This is a genomic window from Coprococcus comes ATCC 27758 (genome assembly GCF_025149785.1).
GTDB lineage: Bacteria > Bacillota > Clostridia > Lachnospirales > Lachnospiraceae > Allocoprococcus > Allocoprococcus comes.
Window position 1 is genome coordinate 769,478 of record NZ_CP102277.1, and the last position, 15,870, is coordinate 785,347.

Consider the following 15,870-nt stretch of genomic DNA (forward strand, 5'->3'; position numbering starts at 1 on the left):
ATAAAATCATATAAGTGGATATTGAGTTTTATAAGATATTAGACTAGAATATTATTGAAAGGAGTTGATACTTTGAGTAAATATTATTCTATACACGAATTTTCAAAAATTATAGGCGTATCTGCTCAGACATTACGAAATTGGGATGCAAATGGAAAACTTCATCCGCATCATACTACATCAAGTTGAAAAGGTTGTTGTTTTATATAAAGACAGGCTATTGCGATTTGGTTTTGAGTTGATAGAATATATCGCTTCACTTTATAATTGTGAGATTGAGATTATTGATAATACTGAAAAATCTGAACAGCAGGAACTTGTTGAAGATCTGGTTCAAATAATCACAGTATTCAGCTGCAAATTACAAGGAAAACGAGCGAACAAAGCTAAGAAACTTATCCGGGAATTGATACAGGAGGAAACAGATGGTAAAAGCCATAAAAGTAATGCTGATACCAAACAACGTACAGAAAACTAAGATGTTTCAGTACGCAGGTGCTTCAAGATTTGCTTATAACTGGGCTTTGGCCAGGGAAAAAGAAAATTATGAAAAAGGTGGCAAATTCATTTCAGATTCAGAACTCAGAAAAGAATTTACAAAGCTCAGACATTCTGATGAATACGCATGGCTGCTGAATATTTCAAATAATGTAACCAAACAGGCAATCAAAGATGCCTGTACTGCGTATAAGAACTTTTTCAAGGGTTTGCAAAAATTCCCAAGATTCAAGTCTAAAAAGAGATCAATGCCGAAGTTCTATCAGGACAATGTTAAGATACAATTCAGTAATACCCACGTTAAGTTTGAAGGCTTTTCTTCCAGCAGGAAAGCAAATAAGCAGAAAATGAATTGGGTAAGACTTGCAGAACATGGACGTATTCCAACAGATGTTAAATATATGAATCCGAGAATATCCTTTGACGGATTGAACTGGTGGATCAGTGTATGTGTGGAATTTCCTGATTGCAAGGAAACACTTAATGATGATGGAGTTGGTATAGACTTAGGAATCAAAGATTTGGCTGTCTGCTCTGATGCTGTTAAATATAAGAACATTAATAAGAGTCAGAAAGTAAAGAAACTAGAAAAACAGAAACGCAGATTACAGCGTAGTATCTCTCGTTCTTACGAGAAGAATAAGAAAGGGGAAAGTTACTGCAAAACCAATAATGTAATCAAAAAGGAAAAACTTTTATTAAAACGAAATCACAGATTAACAAACATCCGTAAAAACTATTTGAATCAGACCATATCTGAGATCGTAAATCGAAAACCAAGATTTATCTGTATTGAAGATCTGAATGTCAGCGGAATGATGAAAAATAGACATTTATCCAAAGCAGTTCAGGAACAAGGATTTTTTTGGTTTAGAAAACAGCTTGAATACAAATGCAGTGATAAAGGGATCCAGCTTATTGTGGCTGATCGGTTTTATCCATCATCAAAGCTTTGCAGCTGTTGTGGAAATATCAAAAAAGATTTGAAATTATCTGACAGGGAATATAGATGTGAGTGTGGGAATATAATTGACAGAGATTTCCAGGCATCAATAAATCTTAAGGGTTATGGAGAACGATTTGCAAGCTGACACTGAAACGTTAATGCAAATATGTACGGATACGTTAGTCCGGAATTTACGCCTATGGAGAGTACAAGAACTTGTGAGTAGATAGATATTTATATCATCAAAAGCATACTCGTTGAAGTAGGAATGAAACATAGAAGTTTGTAACTTTTTATAAGTTTTCAGTAACGGCAAACATGTACTACCCATATTATTTTGATCCAACTTATTTCCTTGTCATCATCGGCGTCATCATCTGCGCCCTTGCATCCGCCAAAGTGAATTCCACCTACGCCAGGTACGATCAGGTCCGCAACCACGCCGGGATCACCGGTGCGATGGCTGCGGAGCAGATCCTCAGGATGGAAGGGATTTATGATGTACAGGTGATGAGAGTAAGTGGAAAACTGACCGATCATTACGATCCGGCAAACCATGTACTGCGGCTTTCAGATTCCACCTACGGTTCGACATCGGTTGCGGCACTTGGAGTTGCAGCACATGAATGTGGACACGCGATCCAGCATGCAAGGCATTATGTACCGCTGACAATACGCGGAGCACTTGTTCCGGTGGCGAATTTTGGATCCGGGATTTCATGGCCGCTGATCATAATGGGATTATTTATCAGAGGAGAAATGTCTACATTGTTTATCAATCTTGGGATCCTGATGTTTTCATTGGCAGTGCTGTTCCAGATCATCACGCTTCCGGTAGAGTTTAATGCATCGGGAAGAGCACTTAAAATCCTGAAAAATTCAGGCATGCTATATGAATCAGAAGTACGTGAGGCAAGAAGTGTTCTTACAGCGGCAGCGCTTACCTATGTGGCGAGTGCAGCATCTGCACTTCTGCAGCTTTTAAGAATACTGATCCTGACAGGAGGAAGAAGAAATGACGACGAATAACCAGGGAGTAGGTACAAGAGAACTTGCACTGATGATCCTGCTGGAAATCGAGCGTGGAGAGAAAAGTCATATCGTGCTCAGACAGGTGCTGGAAAAATATCAGTATCTGTCCAAGCAGGACCGTGCATTTCTGACCAGGCTTGCAGAAGGGACAACAGAGCGGAGGATAGAACTGGACTATATTATCAACCAGTTTTCAAAAGTAAAGACAGAAAAAATGAAACCGGTGATCCGCAATATCCTGCGCTGTGCGGTCTATCAGATCAAATACATGGATCAGGTTCCGGATTCGGCAGCATGCAATGAAGCTGTCAACCTTGCTATCCGGAAAGGCTTTAAGAACCTGCGGGGATTTGTAAATGGGGTACTCAGAAATATCGCGCGAAACATTGATAAGATTGCGTATCCGGAGAATACAGAAGAATTTCTCTCAATAAAGTATTCCATGCCACAATGGATCATCCGTATGTGGGTGAGAGATTATGGAGAAGAGAAGACGAAATACATCCTGGAAGGTTTTTATAAAGAACGTGCAACAACAATCCGGATCAATGGAAATGCAACCACCAAAGAAGAGCTGATCAGAGAGCTGACAGGAGAAGGCATTCAGGTAAAAGAACATCCGCTTCTTGCGTCTGCGCTTCTGATCTCAGGCTATGATTATCTGGCAGCAATCCCGGCGTTCCGGGAAGGAAAATTCCAGGTACAGGATGCAGCTTCGATCATGGTAGCGGAACAGGCAGGAATCAAAGAAGGAGATTACATACTGGATGTGTGCGCGGCACCGGGAGGAAAAGCGCTCCATGCGGCACAGATCCTGAATGGGACAGGTATGGTAGAGGCAAGGGATCTGACAGAGATGAAGGTAGAGCTGATTCGGGAAAATATTTCACGGATGGGATTTGAAAATATCCGTGCAGTGCAGCAGGATGCAACCTGCTTCGATGCGGACTCTGAGGAAAAAGCAGATGTTCTGATCGCGGATCTTCCGTGTTCCGGCCTTGGTGTTCTTGCGAAGAAGACCGATCTGAAGTATAAGATGAACCCGGAGACGGAGACTGAAGTTGCAGCACTTCAGAGAGAGATCCTGGATGCGGTTTGCCGATATGTGAAGCCGGAGGGAACACTGATGTACAGCACCTGTACGATCAGCAGGACAGAGAACGAGGAAAACGCCGGATGGTTTGCCGAAAAACATCCGGAATTTGACCTGGAATGGGAGAAACAGATTTTTCCGTCTGATATAACCGATGGTTTCTATATTGCTAAATTTATCCGGAGGGACAGATAATGGAAAAAAAAGATATCGCTTCGTATTCATTTGAAGAGTTACAGGAAGAAATGCTGGCGATTGGAGAAAAAGGATTCCGCAGTCGACAGATTTATTCCTGGATCCATGAAAAGCTGGTGGATGATTTTGAAGAAATGACCAATCTTCCAAAAACTTTACGCCAGAAACTGGAATCAGCATACGAAATACGAAGAGTCGAAATGGAAAAAAGACAGATTTCAAAGATTGACGGGACCAATAAATTCCTGTTTTGTCTGAAAGACGGGAATATGGTAGAAAGTGTTTTGATGAAATATAAACATGGCAATTCGGTATGCATATCCTCGCAAGTTGGCTGCCGGATGGGATGCCGTTTCTGTGCATCAACACTGGACGGGCTGGAACGAAACCTGACACCGTCAGAGATGTTAAGACAGGTTTACCAGATCCAGAAGATCACTGGCGAGAGAGTTTCTAATATTGTGATCATGGGAACCGGAGAACCGTTGGATAATTATGACAATTTTCTGAAATTCATTCACATGGTCAGTGATGAGCACGGGCTCAATATCAGCCAGAGAAATATCACGGCGTCTACCTGTGGAATTGTACCGAACATCCGAAGACTTGCAGAAGAAAAGCTACAGATCACGCTGGCACTTTCCCTGCACGGTTCCAACCAGGAAAAGAGAAGATCGCTGATGCCGGTGGCAAATAAATACGAGCTTCATGAGGTTCTGGAAGCGTGTGATTATTATTTTGAAAAAACCGGACGGAGGATCACTTTTGAGTACAGCCTGGTTCACGGCGTAAACGATACACCGGAGGATGCAAAAGAGCTGATGGGAATCTTAAAAGACAGAAACTGCCATTTAAACCTGATTCCGGTGAACCCGATCAAGGAGAGAAACTACGAAAAACCGGACAAAAAAAGTGCCGAGAATTTCAAAAATAAACTTGAAAAAAACGGGATAAATGTTACTATAAGAAGAGAAATGGGCTCAGATATAGACGGAGCCTGTGGACAGTTACGGCGCAAGACGATGCAAGGAGTATAAAATATGAAAATATTTTCTATGACAGATGTTGGAAGAAAACGTGAAATGAACCAGGATTACGTGTTTGCCACAGATGAGTCATTAGGTACGCTGCCGAATCTTCTGGTAGTAGCCGATGGAATGGGTGGACACAAGGCAGGCGATTTTGCGTCAAAATATACGGTGGAAGTTCTGAAAGAAGAACTGAAGCATACATTAAAGGATGGGCCGGAAGAGATTTTAAAAGATGCGGCTCAGACAGCGAACCACAAGCTGATCGAGAAAGCAGATGAAGACATTAATCTGGAGGGGATGGGAACCACTCTGGTTGCGGCAACTGTGATCGATCATACACTTTATTTTATAAATGTAGGTGACAGCCGTCTGTATCTTCTGAATAATGATATCAGGCAGCTTTCCAGAGACCATTCCCTGGTAGAAGAGATGGTTCGTCTGGGAGGAATCAATGAGGAAGAGGCAAGACATCATCCGGATAAGAATATCATTACCAGAGCAATTGGAGTAAAAGAGGATGTAGAGGTGGATTTTTATGAATTCAGCCTCAAAAAGGGAGATATCATCCTGATGTGTTCCGATGGACTCAGTAATATGATAGAGGATGAAGAAATTTTTGCGATAGTTAAAGGGGCAAGAGATATCGTAGAAGCCGGTCAGAATCTGATTGACCGGGCGAATGAGAACGGGGGCAATGACAATATCAGTGTTGTTCTTGCAGAACCGTTTTCTGATGAGGTGAGTATATGGTAAAAGACGGGATTTATTTAAGTGGCCGTTATCAGGTTCTGAGCAAGATCGGAGCCGGTGGAATGGCGGATGTATATAAGGCGAAGGACTGTATGCTGAACAGATATGTCGCAGTGAAAGTCCTGAAAAAAGAATACAGGGAAGATGAAAACTTTGTAAAGAAATTCCGGTCAGAAGCACAGGCAGCAGCAGGGCTTCTGAACCCGAATATTGTCAATGTATATGATGTAGGGGAGGATCGAGGACTCTATTATATGGTCATGGAGCTGGTAGAAGGAATCACTCTGAAAGAATATGTGCATAAAAAAGGAAAGCTTTCTTCCAAGGAAGCGATCAGTATTGCAATTCAGATGTGTACCGGTATTGAGGCAGCTCACAATCATCACATCATACACAGAGATATCAAACCGCAGAATATTATCATTTCCAAAGAAGGAAAGGTAAAGGTTACGGATTTTGGTATTGCAAAGGCGACAACATCGCAGACAGTCAGCACCAGTGCAATGGGATCGGTACACTATGTATCTCCGGAGCAGGCACGGGGCGGCTATTGTGATGAGAAGAGTGATATCTATTCTGCAGGTATCACCATGTATGAGATGGTGACCGGAAGGGTTCCTTTCGATGGCGATTCTACTGTTTCGGTTGCAATGAAGCATTTACAGGAGAATATTACCCCGCCTTCTGAGTATGCACCGGATTTATATCCGGCGCTGGAGAAGATTATTCTCAAGTGTACACAGAAGAGCGCGGAAAGACGTTACCAGAGTGCCGGAGAACTGATCCAGGATCTGAAGAGGGCGTTGGTCGATCCGAGTGGCGAATTTGTAGATATGGTTCCGATCCGGAGTATGGGAGATACGGTGATGATCTCGCCGGAGCGGATGGCACGTATGAAAAAGCGTCAGGGCGATGGTTATGATGACGAAGAGTATGATGATGGCTATGACGATGAAGAATATGACGAAAATGATGACTATGATGAGGATGACGAAGAGGATAATTATAACGGGGGCAGACGCGGTAACAGTAAAAATGGCGTAGATCCGAAGATGAACAAGATGATGAAGATCCTCATGGTTGCAGTTGCAGTGATCGTTGCATTTGCGCTGATTTTCCTGATCGGCAAAGCAGCAGGTGTGTTCGGTAAGCGTTCAGACAGTCAGATTTCAGTTTCCAATGAGATTGAAGTGCCAAATCTGGTCGGACAGCCGCAGAATGTTGCAGAGACGATGTGCGAAAAGAAGCAGCTGAAGCTGGAAGTAGAATCCGAGAAAGCATCAGATAAGGCAGCAGGTACGATTATTGAGCAGAAGACAAAAGCAGGAAAGAAAGTCAAGAAAAATACGGTGATCAAGGTTGTAATAAGTTCAGGACCGGAAAAGATCATGATCCAGAGTGTAGAGGGAATGAATGAAGATGCAGCCAAGAAAGCACTGATCAAACAGGGCTTTACGAGCAAGAACATTACTGTTACCAGTGAATACAGCAGTGATGTTGAAAGTGGAAAAGCTACAAGGACTGATCCGGCAGAGGGAACAGAGGTATCTGCTGACTCTAAAATCACACTGTATATCAGTAAAGGTGAAAAACAGCCGGACAAGGTGTCAGTTCCGCCAATTGTGGGAATGTATGTAAATGATGCGGTATCTACACTGAGTGCAAGCGGATTGTCCGATGGCGGAACGAGCAGTGAAGAATATTCAGATGATTATGCAGAAGGTATGATTATCCGTCAGAGCACAGATGCCGGAACGAAGGTGGCTGAAGGAACAAGTGTGAGTTATGTTGTCAGCAAAGGACCAAAGCCTGCAGATCAGGTGAAGGTACCAACTCTGACAGGAAAGACACTTGGAGATGCGATTTCAGCACTGAATGCCAGAAATCTGACTTATACAGAAGTTGATATTGACAGTGCAGAACCATCTGGAAAAGTTGTAAAAGTTGATCCGGGAGAAGGTACATCGGTAGATGTAGGAACTGCGATCACACTGTATGTAAGCAATGGCTCACAGGCAAGCAGTGGATCCGACAGTAACAATTCGGGCAGCAATAATTCCGGTAACAACTCAAATAACGGCAACAATACAGGAAATTAAAAGGACTGTTTTATGCAGGGAAGAATTATAAAAGGGATTGCAGGATTCTACTACGTTTATGACGTAGTAGAATCTGTCATTTATGAATGTAAAGCAAAAGGAATTTTCCGTAAGGAGAAGATTAAACCACTGGTCGGAGATCTGGTAGAATATGAGATCTTAGATGCAGAAGAGAAGACCGGTAATATCATCCGGATCCTTCCAAGGAAGAATGAACTGATCAGACCGGCAGTGGCAAATATTGATCAGGCACTGGTTGTATTTGCAGTGAAGAAGCCGGATCCGCATTTTAATCTGCTGGACAGGTTTCTGGTTATGATGGAGCGGCAGGAGATTCCGGTTATTATCTGTTTCAACAAGAAGGATATTGCAGATGAGCCGGAAATCGAGTCTCTGGAGAAGACTTATGAGGCTTGTGGGTACCGTGTGATCTTTGCAAGTGCCAGAGAAGGAGAAAATATTCTGGAGATTAAAGAGGCACTAAAAGGAAAGACAACAACTGTTGCCGGACCTTCAGGAGTTGGAAAATCCTCTCTGATCAACTGTCTTCAGGAAAATGTCAATATGGAGACCGGAAGTATCAGCAGAAAGATCGAGCGGGGAAAACATACTACCCGCCATTCAGAACTGATCCCGATCGACGAGGATTCCTATATCATGGATACACCGGGATTTTCGTCACTGTATACCAATGATTTTGGCAAGGAAGAATTGAAATATTATTTTCCGGAGTTTGATCAGTATCAGGGAGGCTGCAGGTTTCAGGGGTGTAATCACATCAGTGAACCGGGGTGTCTGGTAAAAGAGGCTCTGGAAGAGGGAAAAGTGCATCCGGTGCGGTATGAAGATTATTGTGAGATGTATCGGGAACTGGAACAGAAGGAAAAAAGGAGGTACTAAACTAAAATGGAATATAAATTATCACCATCTATTTTATCGGCAGATTTTTGTAATCTGGAAGAAGGTATCCGCCAGACAGAGGAAAATGGAGCGGTATATTTACATTTTGATGTGATGGATGGCGTGTTTGTACCGAGTATTTCTTTTGGAATGCCTGTGCTTGCATCAATCAAACCGGCGGTAAAGCAGGTGATAGATACGCATCTGATGATTACGGAACCAATCCGTTATGTGGAAGCATTTGCAGAGGCAGGAGCGGATATTCTTACTGTACATTATGAATCATGCAAGGATATACGTGCGACTCTGGACAAGATCAAAGCGTGTGGCATGAAGACAGGACTGGCAATTTCACCGGATACACCGGTGGAGGTCCTGAAGGAATTCCTTGGTGAAGTGGATATGTTCCTTGTGATGACAGTCCATCCAGGATTTGGCGGACAAAAGCTGATTCCTGAGATGCTGGATAAGGTCAGAACACTTAGGGCAATGCTGAATGAACGTGGACTTGAGACTGATATTCAGGTTGACGGAGGAATTTATGCATTCAATGTGAAAGAAGCACTGGATGCGGGAGCAAATGTGATTGTTGCGGGATCAGCTGTATTCAAAGGGAATGCAGGAGAAAACACAAGAGAATTGATGGAGATTTTAAAGAATTATGAGTAAGACAGTCATTATCAGTGGGGGAATGCTTGACGAGGGATTTGCAGAGAAGGTTCTTGAAGCAAATCCGGAGGCTTATATTATCGCAGTAGATAAGGGGCTTGAGTATCTGTATAACCATAAGATTGAGCCTCAGTATATTGTTGGGGATTTTGACAGTATTGATCCAAAGGTGATTGATTACTATCGCAAGGAGACGAATATTCCGATCCGGGAATATAATCCGGTTAAGGATGCGACGGATACAGAGATTGCTCTTCGGCTGGGAATTACATTGGGAAGCAAAGAGATGATCCTTCTTGGGGCAACCGGTGGAAGAATCGATCATTTGTGGGCGAATGTCCAGACACTTAGTGTGGCATGTGATGCCGGAGTAAATGCCTGCATTCTGGATGAGAAAAATAAAATCTGGGTAACGAATAAATCCTGTGTGCTGAAAAAGTCAGAAGCATACGGACCATATCTTTCTGTATTTTCTTTGGAAGGTGAGATTTATGATTTCAGTTTGGAGGGTACGAAATGGCCACTCAATCATCATGATCTGATGCCGTGCGACAGTCTGACGGTGAGCAACCAGTTTGTGGATGATGAAGTGAAGATCAGTTTTGTAAATGGTCGGATTGTTATTATGGAAACGAAAGACTGATAAGAGATGTATAAGAAGAGAAAAGCCAGATATCATTCGAAAATGGTATCTGGTTTTTTTGCGTAAAAGATACTAGGTGTCTGAGATGAGTACTTTTTTGATTATAAAGCCGGATTTTGAAAAAACACGAATCTGAAAAAGGGTTGGACACAATCCGGCAACATGCTGCAGGGAGTGCATCCGAAAGTGGCATAAAATGCAGTCGGGCAAGGAACTAAGTCAGGTGCTTATGGAGTGGCATCCTCTTTTGGAGGGGAAACTGGATTTATGATATTGTGGATTTTAGAACTTGTTTCTTATCTTTCGGTACTCTCTTGGGGAATATCCTTTCAGCTTGTGGAAAAGCCGACTGAAATAAAGCTGATTATCATACCCAACGATTTTAGAAATTTCATTGATGGAATAGGTTGTTGTTTCAAGTAACATCTGGGCATTGTTAATTCGGATTCCCACAATAAACTGCATTGGTGTAGAACCTGTGTATTTTTTGAAGTTTCGGATAAACCAGCTGACACTCATTCCACGTGAGGCAGCATAATCATCTATGCTAATATTCTGGTTATAATTTTCACTGAAAAAGGTAACTGCGTTATCCATCTCGTGATCCAGGTATTCATTTTTCGAGATATGTTCCCTGGTCAGTTCCCGATGAAAGATGATAAGAAGATGACGGAGCAGAAGGACAAGCATTTCCTCATAATTATCTTGGCAACGCTGAAGCTCGATGATAATACGCTTGAAAATCTGTTCGTATTCCATAGAGGTTCCGACCTGAAATACACGCTCTTTATCCGGGAATCCATATTGCCGTAGGATATTTTTTACATTGTTGCCTGTAAAATGAATCCAGTATACTTCTGTCTTATCTTTTCCATAATATTCATATTTCTGAAGTTCCTTCGGTCTGTACAGTACAATATTACCGGCGGGGACAATCGTTTCGTTATCCATATTGTCAAAATGAAAATGCCCATAACCAGCAGTGATATAGATAATCTGATAATCCAGGCGTCCCCTTGGACGGTAGGTTGGTAACTTTGGATGGCTGGAAAGGCGGTAAGTACCGCAACTTCCTACAACCAGTGGGCGACTTTTGTCTTTGAAATCCATATGGGAGTGGTTTAAATAACCGGTATTCATATACATATGGTAGCACCTCTTTTCCTTTTTTTGTTATTGTATCATTTAGTGCATATTTTGTCTAATCCAATTCATAGACATGTTTTGCAGATTAGGATAAGATATATATAGCAAAACAGAGAAGAGTAAACATAAAAGTAAAAGACAAGGTTTGCTGTGAAAAAACAAAGTGCAAAAAAATGTATATGTATTAAAGGAGAGTTATTTATGATTGTACCACGTTATTATGAGGATTTAAGCGTACTGCATGAAAATACAATGCCAGCCAGAGCCTATTTTATTCCGGCATCCAAAAGAATGGATAACCTGGTGGAGCACAGGGAAGAGTCAGATCGAATGCAGTTATTGAACGGAACTTGGAAGTTCCAGTATTTTAACAGTATCTATGATGTTCAGGAACCCTTCTTTGAGAAAGATTATGATACAGAAAATTTTGATGAGATTCAGGTTCCGAGTGTATGGCAGATGGCAGGATATGACACACATCAGTATACAAACATCAGGTATCCGTTCCCATTTGATCCACCGTATGTACCACAGGATATTCCATGTGGAACATATGCACATACCTTTGTTTATCACAAAGATGAAAATGCACCAAAAGCTTTCTTGAATTTTGAAGGAGTAGACAGTTGCTTTTATGTATGGATCAATGGCTCTTATGTAGGGTATAGCCAGGTTTCTCATATGACCAGTGAGTTTGATATCACCGATCTCCTTCGGGACGGAGAGAACAGCATAGCGGTTCTGGTCATGAAGTGGTGTGATGGTTCCTATTTGGAAGATCAGGACAAATTCCGTATGAGTGGTATTTTCCGGGATGTGTACATTTTGAAACGCCCAAAACAGGCAATCAGTGATTATCATATTAAAACAAGAATTGAGGATATGCTTGCGAAAGTAGAAATTGAAATGAAATTCTACTCTCCGTTAAATGTAAAAATTTCGATTGAAGATAGAAACGGAGCAGTTGTAGCACTAGGAAGTATTGCTGAAGAAGGAACAGCTGTATTAGAAATCGCAAGTCCGGAACTTTGGAATACAGAAAATCCATATCTATATAAACTGATTTTTGAAACAGAGAATGAAGTAATTGTAGATCACATTGCATTAAGAAAGATAGAGATTAAAGACCAGGTTATTTATTTAAATGGACAGAAGATTAAATTCCGTGGTGTCAATCGACATGATTCTGATCCGGTTACTGGATTTACAATCAATCCGGAACAGATTACAACCGATCTTACGTTAATGAAGCAGCATAATTTTAATGCGATCCGTTCCAGCCACTATCCGAACGCACCATTTTTCTATGAAATGTGTGACAAGTATGGATTCATGGTAATAGATGAAGCAGATATTGAAGCTCATGGTCCATTTATGATCTACAGAAAAGAAGACACCGATTACAATCGGTTCAAACGATGGAATGAGAAGATTGCAGATGATCCGGTATGGGAAGAGGCAATCGTTGATCGAGTAAAACTCATGGTGGAACGTGACAAAAACCGTTTCTGTATTGTTATGTGGTCAATGGGAAATGAGAGTGCTTATGGCTGCAACTTTGAAAAAGCACTGGAATGGACAAAGAATTTTGATCCAGACCGTATCACACAATATGAGAGTGCAAGATATCGTAATTATGATGAAACATATGATTACAGCAATCTGGATGTGTACAGCCGGATGTACCCGGCGTTTTCCGAAATTCAGGAATATCTGGATAAAGATGGAAGCAAACCCTTTCTTTTGGTAGAGTACTGTCACAGTATGGGAAACGGACCTGGAGATTTTGAAGATTACTTCCAGATGATTCAGGATAATGATAAAATGTGTGGCGGTTTTGTCTGGGAATGGTGTGACCATGCGATTGCTCATGGAACTGCTGAGAATGGAAAGACTATATATGCTTATGGGGGCGACCATGGCGAAGAAATTCATGATGGCAACTTCTGTATGGATGGATTAGTATATCCGGACAGAACGGTACATACAGGACTTTTGGAATACAAGAATGTTTATCGCCCGGCAAGGGTTATTTCCTATGACAAAGAAAGCGGAGAACTGGTGCTTCATAACTACATGGATTTTGATAATCTGAAAGATTATGTGAAAATCAGCTATGAATTGACACAGGATGGACTTTTGATTGGGAAAGGAAAACTTGCTGAAGTATCTGTGGTACCACATAGTGAAGGAAAAACAAACCTGCAGGTCAACGTTCCGGAAAATGGAAAATGTTATTTAAAACTTATTTACCACCTGAAAAAAGAAATGCCTCTGCTGGAAGAGGATTATATCCTTGGATTTGATGAGATCGAAGTAAGCCAGAAGGATGCCAAATGCCAGTTAGCAGAAAAATGGGTTGAAAAAACAGTGACGGATTCTGAATTACAGGTGAGTGAAGATGATACCCAGATTCATATCAAAGGCCGTGAATTCGCATATACAATCGACCGACGGACTGCACTTTTTACAGAGATGAAATTTGCAGGTCGGGAATATCTGAACCACCCGATGGAATTAAATATCTGGAGGGCACCAACAGATAATGATATGTATATCAAGTCTGAATGGAAGAAAGCCCATTATGATAAAGCTTATACAAGAGCTTACACGACAGAGGTCGTGCAGGGAAAGCATGGTGTGAAAATTACAAGCCATGCATCCGTTGTGGCAGAGACAGTACAGAAGATTCTTGATGTGACGATCACATGGAAAATAGAAGCTGCTGGAAAGATTGATGCAGATATTGCAGTAACAAAAGATGATGAATTTCCGGACCTGCCAAGATTTGGTGTGAGGATGTTCCTGGATAAAAAACTTTCAGCTGCACGATACTTTGGAATGGGACCACAGGAAAGCTATTGTGACAAACATCAGGCTGCGAGCCACGGTTTGTATCAGGCAAATGTAGATGATTTGCATGAGGATTATATTCGCCCACAGGAAAATGGAAGCCATTATGATTGTGAATATGTAGAGCTTAACAACAGCCGATATGGAATTGTGGTCTCTGCGGAAAATGCCTTCTCATTCAATGCTTCTTATTATACGCAGGAAGAACTTGAGGAGAAAACGCATAATTATGAACTGACAGAATCAGATAGTGTAGTATTTTGTGTTGACTATGCACTAAATGGCATTGGTTCTAACAGTTGTGGTCCAGTTGTATTGGAGCAGTACCGATTTGATGATGTATTATTCCGGTTCCAGTTTACACTGATACCGTATATAAAGGGATAATAAAGTTTCATGTAACTCGTAAACAAGGAAAGAGAGTCTGATTGTTATGTAAAGTCCGGATATACAGAGCAATCAGACAAAAACAGAGAAAAAACTAGAATTAGACATCATACTCTGTTAGACATCTTGAAATTCTAAGTGCGATGAAGATGAGGAGCAAAGAAATTCGATGGAAGAAAAAAAGTATTTGAAATGGTATAACAAAATTGGATATGGATCAGGCGATATTGCAGGTAATGTAGTCTATGCGTTCCTGACATCTTTTATGATGGTCTATTTGACGGACTCAGTAGGACTTGCTGCAGGTGTCGTAGGTACCCTGATTGCCGTATCAAAACTATTTGATGGTTTTACGGATATATTTTTTGGATCAATGATTGACAAAACACACAGTAAAATGGGAAAAGCGAAACCCTGGATGCTATATGGATATATTGGTTGTGCCATTACGCTGGTCTGCTGTTTTGCAGTACCAGTCAGCTTGGGAACAACGGCTAAATATGCATGGTTCTTTATCTCTTACACACTGTTAAATGGTGTGTTTTATACAGCAAACAATATTGCTTATTCAGCACTTACGTCACTGATTACAAAGAACAGCAAAGAGCGTGTGCAGATGGGATCTTACCGTTTTATTTTTGCGTTTTCAACAAGTCTTCTGATTCAGGCAATTACAGTTGGATTTGTAGATAAATGTGGTGGAGATGCTGCAGCATGGAGAACGGTTGCTATTATCTATGCAATCATTGGTCTTGTCGTAAATACGATTTCAGCACTTTCTGTTAAGGAACTTCCGGAGGAAGAACTTAATGAAGGAGAAGTAAAGAATGATAATGAAAAGTATGGAATGGTACAGGCATTCAAGCTTCTTGTCAAAAACAAATATTACATGATGATTTGTGGAACATATATTTTACAGCAGTTATATGGTGCCATGATTGGAGCTGGCATTTATTACATGACATGGGTACTGAAAAATAAGAATTTGTTTGGACAATTTGCATGGGCAGTAAATATTCCACTGATCATTGCCCTGATTTTCACACCGACATTAGTTGGTAAGTGGAAAGGTATGTATAAACTGAACTTAAGAGGTTATGTCTTAGCAGTCATCGGTAGAGCACTTGTTGTTGTTGCAGGATATATGGGCAGTGTTCCGCTGATGATGGCATTTACAGCTCTTGCAGCCTTAGGTCAGGGACCATGGCAGGGAGATATGAATGCAGTTATCGCATCCTGCTCTGAGTACACTTATCTTACACAGGGAAAGAGAATTGACGGAACGATGTACTCTTGTACTTCTCTTGGCGTAAAAATCGGTGGAGGTATTGGAACCGCTGTTGTTGGATGGTTGCTTGAGTTCAGTGGATATATCGGAACAAATACAACTCAGCCGCAGTCTGCACTTGATATGATGCAGTTTATGTATCTTTGGCTTCCGTTAATCTTTGATGTATTGATTATGTTTGTACTTTCAAGAATGAATGTAGAAGATGCAAATAAAAAACTGAAAGCAGAAAAAGGAATTGCTACAGATGAAGTAACAGATGCATCAGACATAAATTAGAATTGACAGGAGAAAGCGTTGTCTGGTCGTTGCTCGATGAGACAGTGCTTTTTTCTATATA

13 protein-coding genes and 2 pseudogenes are annotated in these 15,870 nt (G+C 41.2%); 14 read left to right on the forward strand and 1 reads right to left on the reverse strand.

Annotation, left to right across the window (positions count from 1 at the left end; all coding sequences use genetic code 11):
• The first annotated feature begins 72 nt into the window (after positions 1–72).
• From NQ556_RS16800 to NQ556_RS16650, 12 genes and pseudogenes are all read left to right on the forward strand, one after another.
• On the forward strand, positions 73–189 hold the full coding sequence (locus NQ556_RS16800) for a MerR family DNA-binding transcriptional regulator (RefSeq protein ID WP_416387197.1): 117 nt from the start codon (positions 73–75) through the stop codon (positions 187–189).
• Positions 182–478 (forward strand): annotated as a pseudogene (locus NQ556_RS04010) (IS607 family transposase); the annotation flags it as partial. The gene NQ556_RS16800 and the pseudogene NQ556_RS04010, both read left to right, overlap by 8 nt.
• Positions 426–1,589, forward strand: coding sequence for an RNA-guided endonuclease InsQ/TnpB family protein (locus NQ556_RS04015; protein ID WP_055297353.1), 1,164 nt, complete (start codon positions 426–428; stop codon positions 1,587–1,589). The pseudogene NQ556_RS04010 and the gene NQ556_RS04015, both read left to right, overlap by 53 nt.
• Before the next feature lie 173 nt (positions 1,590–1,762).
• On the forward strand, positions 1,763–2,473 hold the full coding sequence (locus NQ556_RS04020) for a zinc metallopeptidase (RefSeq protein ID WP_008372155.1): 711 nt from the start codon (positions 1,763–1,765) through the stop codon (positions 2,471–2,473).
• Positions 2,460–3,764, forward strand: a complete 1,305-nt coding sequence (gene rsmB / locus NQ556_RS04025; RefSeq protein WP_204575839.1) for a 16S rRNA (cytosine(967)-C(5))-methyltransferase RsmB — start codon at positions 2,460–2,462, stop codon at positions 3,762–3,764. The genes NQ556_RS04020 and rsmB overlap by 14 nt, the downstream gene beginning before the upstream one ends.
• Positions 3,764–4,801, forward strand: a complete 1,038-nt coding sequence (gene rlmN / locus NQ556_RS04030; protein ID WP_173689920.1) for a dual-specificity RNA methyltransferase RlmN — start codon at positions 3,764–3,766, stop codon at positions 4,799–4,801. Before rsmB ends, rlmN begins: the two co-directional genes overlap by 1 nt.
• A 3-nt stretch (positions 4,802–4,804) precedes the next feature.
• Positions 4,805–5,548, forward strand: coding sequence for a Stp1/IreP family PP2C-type Ser/Thr phosphatase (locus NQ556_RS04035; protein WP_008372150.1), 744 nt, complete (start codon positions 4,805–4,807; stop codon positions 5,546–5,548).
• Positions 5,542–7,644, forward strand: coding sequence for a Stk1 family PASTA domain-containing Ser/Thr kinase (gene pknB / locus NQ556_RS04040; RefSeq protein ID WP_204575841.1), 2,103 nt, complete (start codon positions 5,542–5,544; stop codon positions 7,642–7,644). The genes NQ556_RS04035 and pknB overlap by 7 nt, the downstream gene beginning before the upstream one ends.
• A 12-nt stretch (positions 7,645–7,656) precedes the next feature.
• Positions 7,657–8,544, forward strand: a complete 888-nt coding sequence (rsgA, locus tag NQ556_RS04045) for a ribosome small subunit-dependent GTPase A (protein WP_008372146.1) — start codon at positions 7,657–7,659, stop codon at positions 8,542–8,544.
• Positions 8,545–8,550: 6 nt separating this feature from the next.
• Entirely contained in the window at positions 8,551–9,213 is a 663-nt protein-coding gene (gene rpe / locus NQ556_RS04050; protein ID WP_008372145.1) for a ribulose-phosphate 3-epimerase, read from the forward strand.
• A complete protein-coding gene (locus NQ556_RS04055; protein WP_008372144.1) occupies positions 9,206–9,856 on the forward strand; it encodes a thiamine diphosphokinase in 651 nt (216 codons plus the stop codon). Before rpe ends, NQ556_RS04055 begins: the two co-directional genes overlap by 8 nt.
• Before the next feature lie 157 nt (positions 9,857–10,013).
• Positions 10,014–10,127 (forward strand): annotated as a pseudogene (locus tag NQ556_RS16650) (DUF4186 family protein); the annotation flags it as partial.
• 11 nt (positions 10,128–10,138) lie between these two features.
• Here NQ556_RS16650 and NQ556_RS04065 read toward each other — a convergent pair.
• A complete protein-coding gene (locus tag NQ556_RS04065) occupies positions 10,139–11,002 on the reverse strand; it encodes an AraC family transcriptional regulator (RefSeq protein WP_044998956.1) in 864 nt (287 codons plus the stop codon).
• A gap of 201 nt (positions 11,003–11,203) precedes the next feature.
• On the opposite strand from NQ556_RS04065, the gene NQ556_RS04070 reads away from it, so the two are divergent.
• Positions 11,204–14,242 (forward strand): glycoside hydrolase family 2 TIM barrel-domain containing protein, encoded by a 3,039-nt coding sequence (locus tag NQ556_RS04070; protein ID WP_044998954.1) that lies wholly within the window; start codon positions 11,204–11,206, stop codon positions 14,240–14,242.
• 169 nt (positions 14,243–14,411) lie between these two features.
• Positions 14,412–15,809: an MFS transporter gene (locus tag NQ556_RS04075; protein WP_008372141.1), complete on the forward strand. Its 1,398-nt coding sequence runs from the start codon at positions 14,412–14,414 to the stop codon at positions 15,807–15,809.
• Positions 15,810–15,870 lie beyond the last annotated feature (61 nt).

What these genes read in the sequence shown, in the direction of transcription:
- NQ556_RS04015 (WP_055297353.1), top strand. Translation starts at nt 426, where the DNA reads ATGGTAAAAGCCATAAAAGTAATGCTGATACCAAACAACGTACAGAAA.
- NQ556_RS04020 (WP_008372155.1), top strand. Translation starts at nt 1,763, where the DNA reads ATGTACTACCCATATTATTTTGATCCAACTTATTTCCTTGTCATCATC.
- rsmB (WP_204575839.1), top strand. Translation starts at nt 2,460, where the DNA reads ATGACGACGAATAACCAGGGAGTAGGTACAAGAGAACTTGCACTGATG.
- rlmN (WP_173689920.1), top strand. Translation starts at nt 3,764, where the DNA reads ATGGAAAAAAAAGATATCGCTTCGTATTCATTTGAAGAGTTACAGGAA.
- NQ556_RS04035 (WP_008372150.1), top strand. Translation starts at nt 4,805, where the DNA reads ATGAAAATATTTTCTATGACAGATGTTGGAAGAAAACGTGAAATGAAC.
- pknB (WP_204575841.1), top strand. Translation starts at nt 5,542, where the DNA reads ATGGTAAAAGACGGGATTTATTTAAGTGGCCGTTATCAGGTTCTGAGC.
- rsgA (WP_008372146.1), top strand. Translation starts at nt 7,657, where the DNA reads ATGCAGGGAAGAATTATAAAAGGGATTGCAGGATTCTACTACGTTTAT.
- rpe (WP_008372145.1), top strand. Translation starts at nt 8,551, where the DNA reads ATGGAATATAAATTATCACCATCTATTTTATCGGCAGATTTTTGTAAT.
- NQ556_RS04055 (WP_008372144.1), top strand. Translation starts at nt 9,206, where the DNA reads ATGAGTAAGACAGTCATTATCAGTGGGGGAATGCTTGACGAGGGATTT.
- NQ556_RS04065 (WP_044998956.1), bottom strand. Translation starts at nt 11,002, where the DNA reads ATGTATATGAATACCGGTTATTTAAACCACTCCCATATGGATTTCAAA.
- NQ556_RS04070 (WP_044998954.1), top strand. Translation starts at nt 11,204, where the DNA reads ATGATTGTACCACGTTATTATGAGGATTTAAGCGTACTGCATGAAAAT.
- NQ556_RS04075 (WP_008372141.1), top strand. Translation starts at nt 14,412, where the DNA reads ATGGAAGAAAAAAAGTATTTGAAATGGTATAACAAAATTGGATATGGA.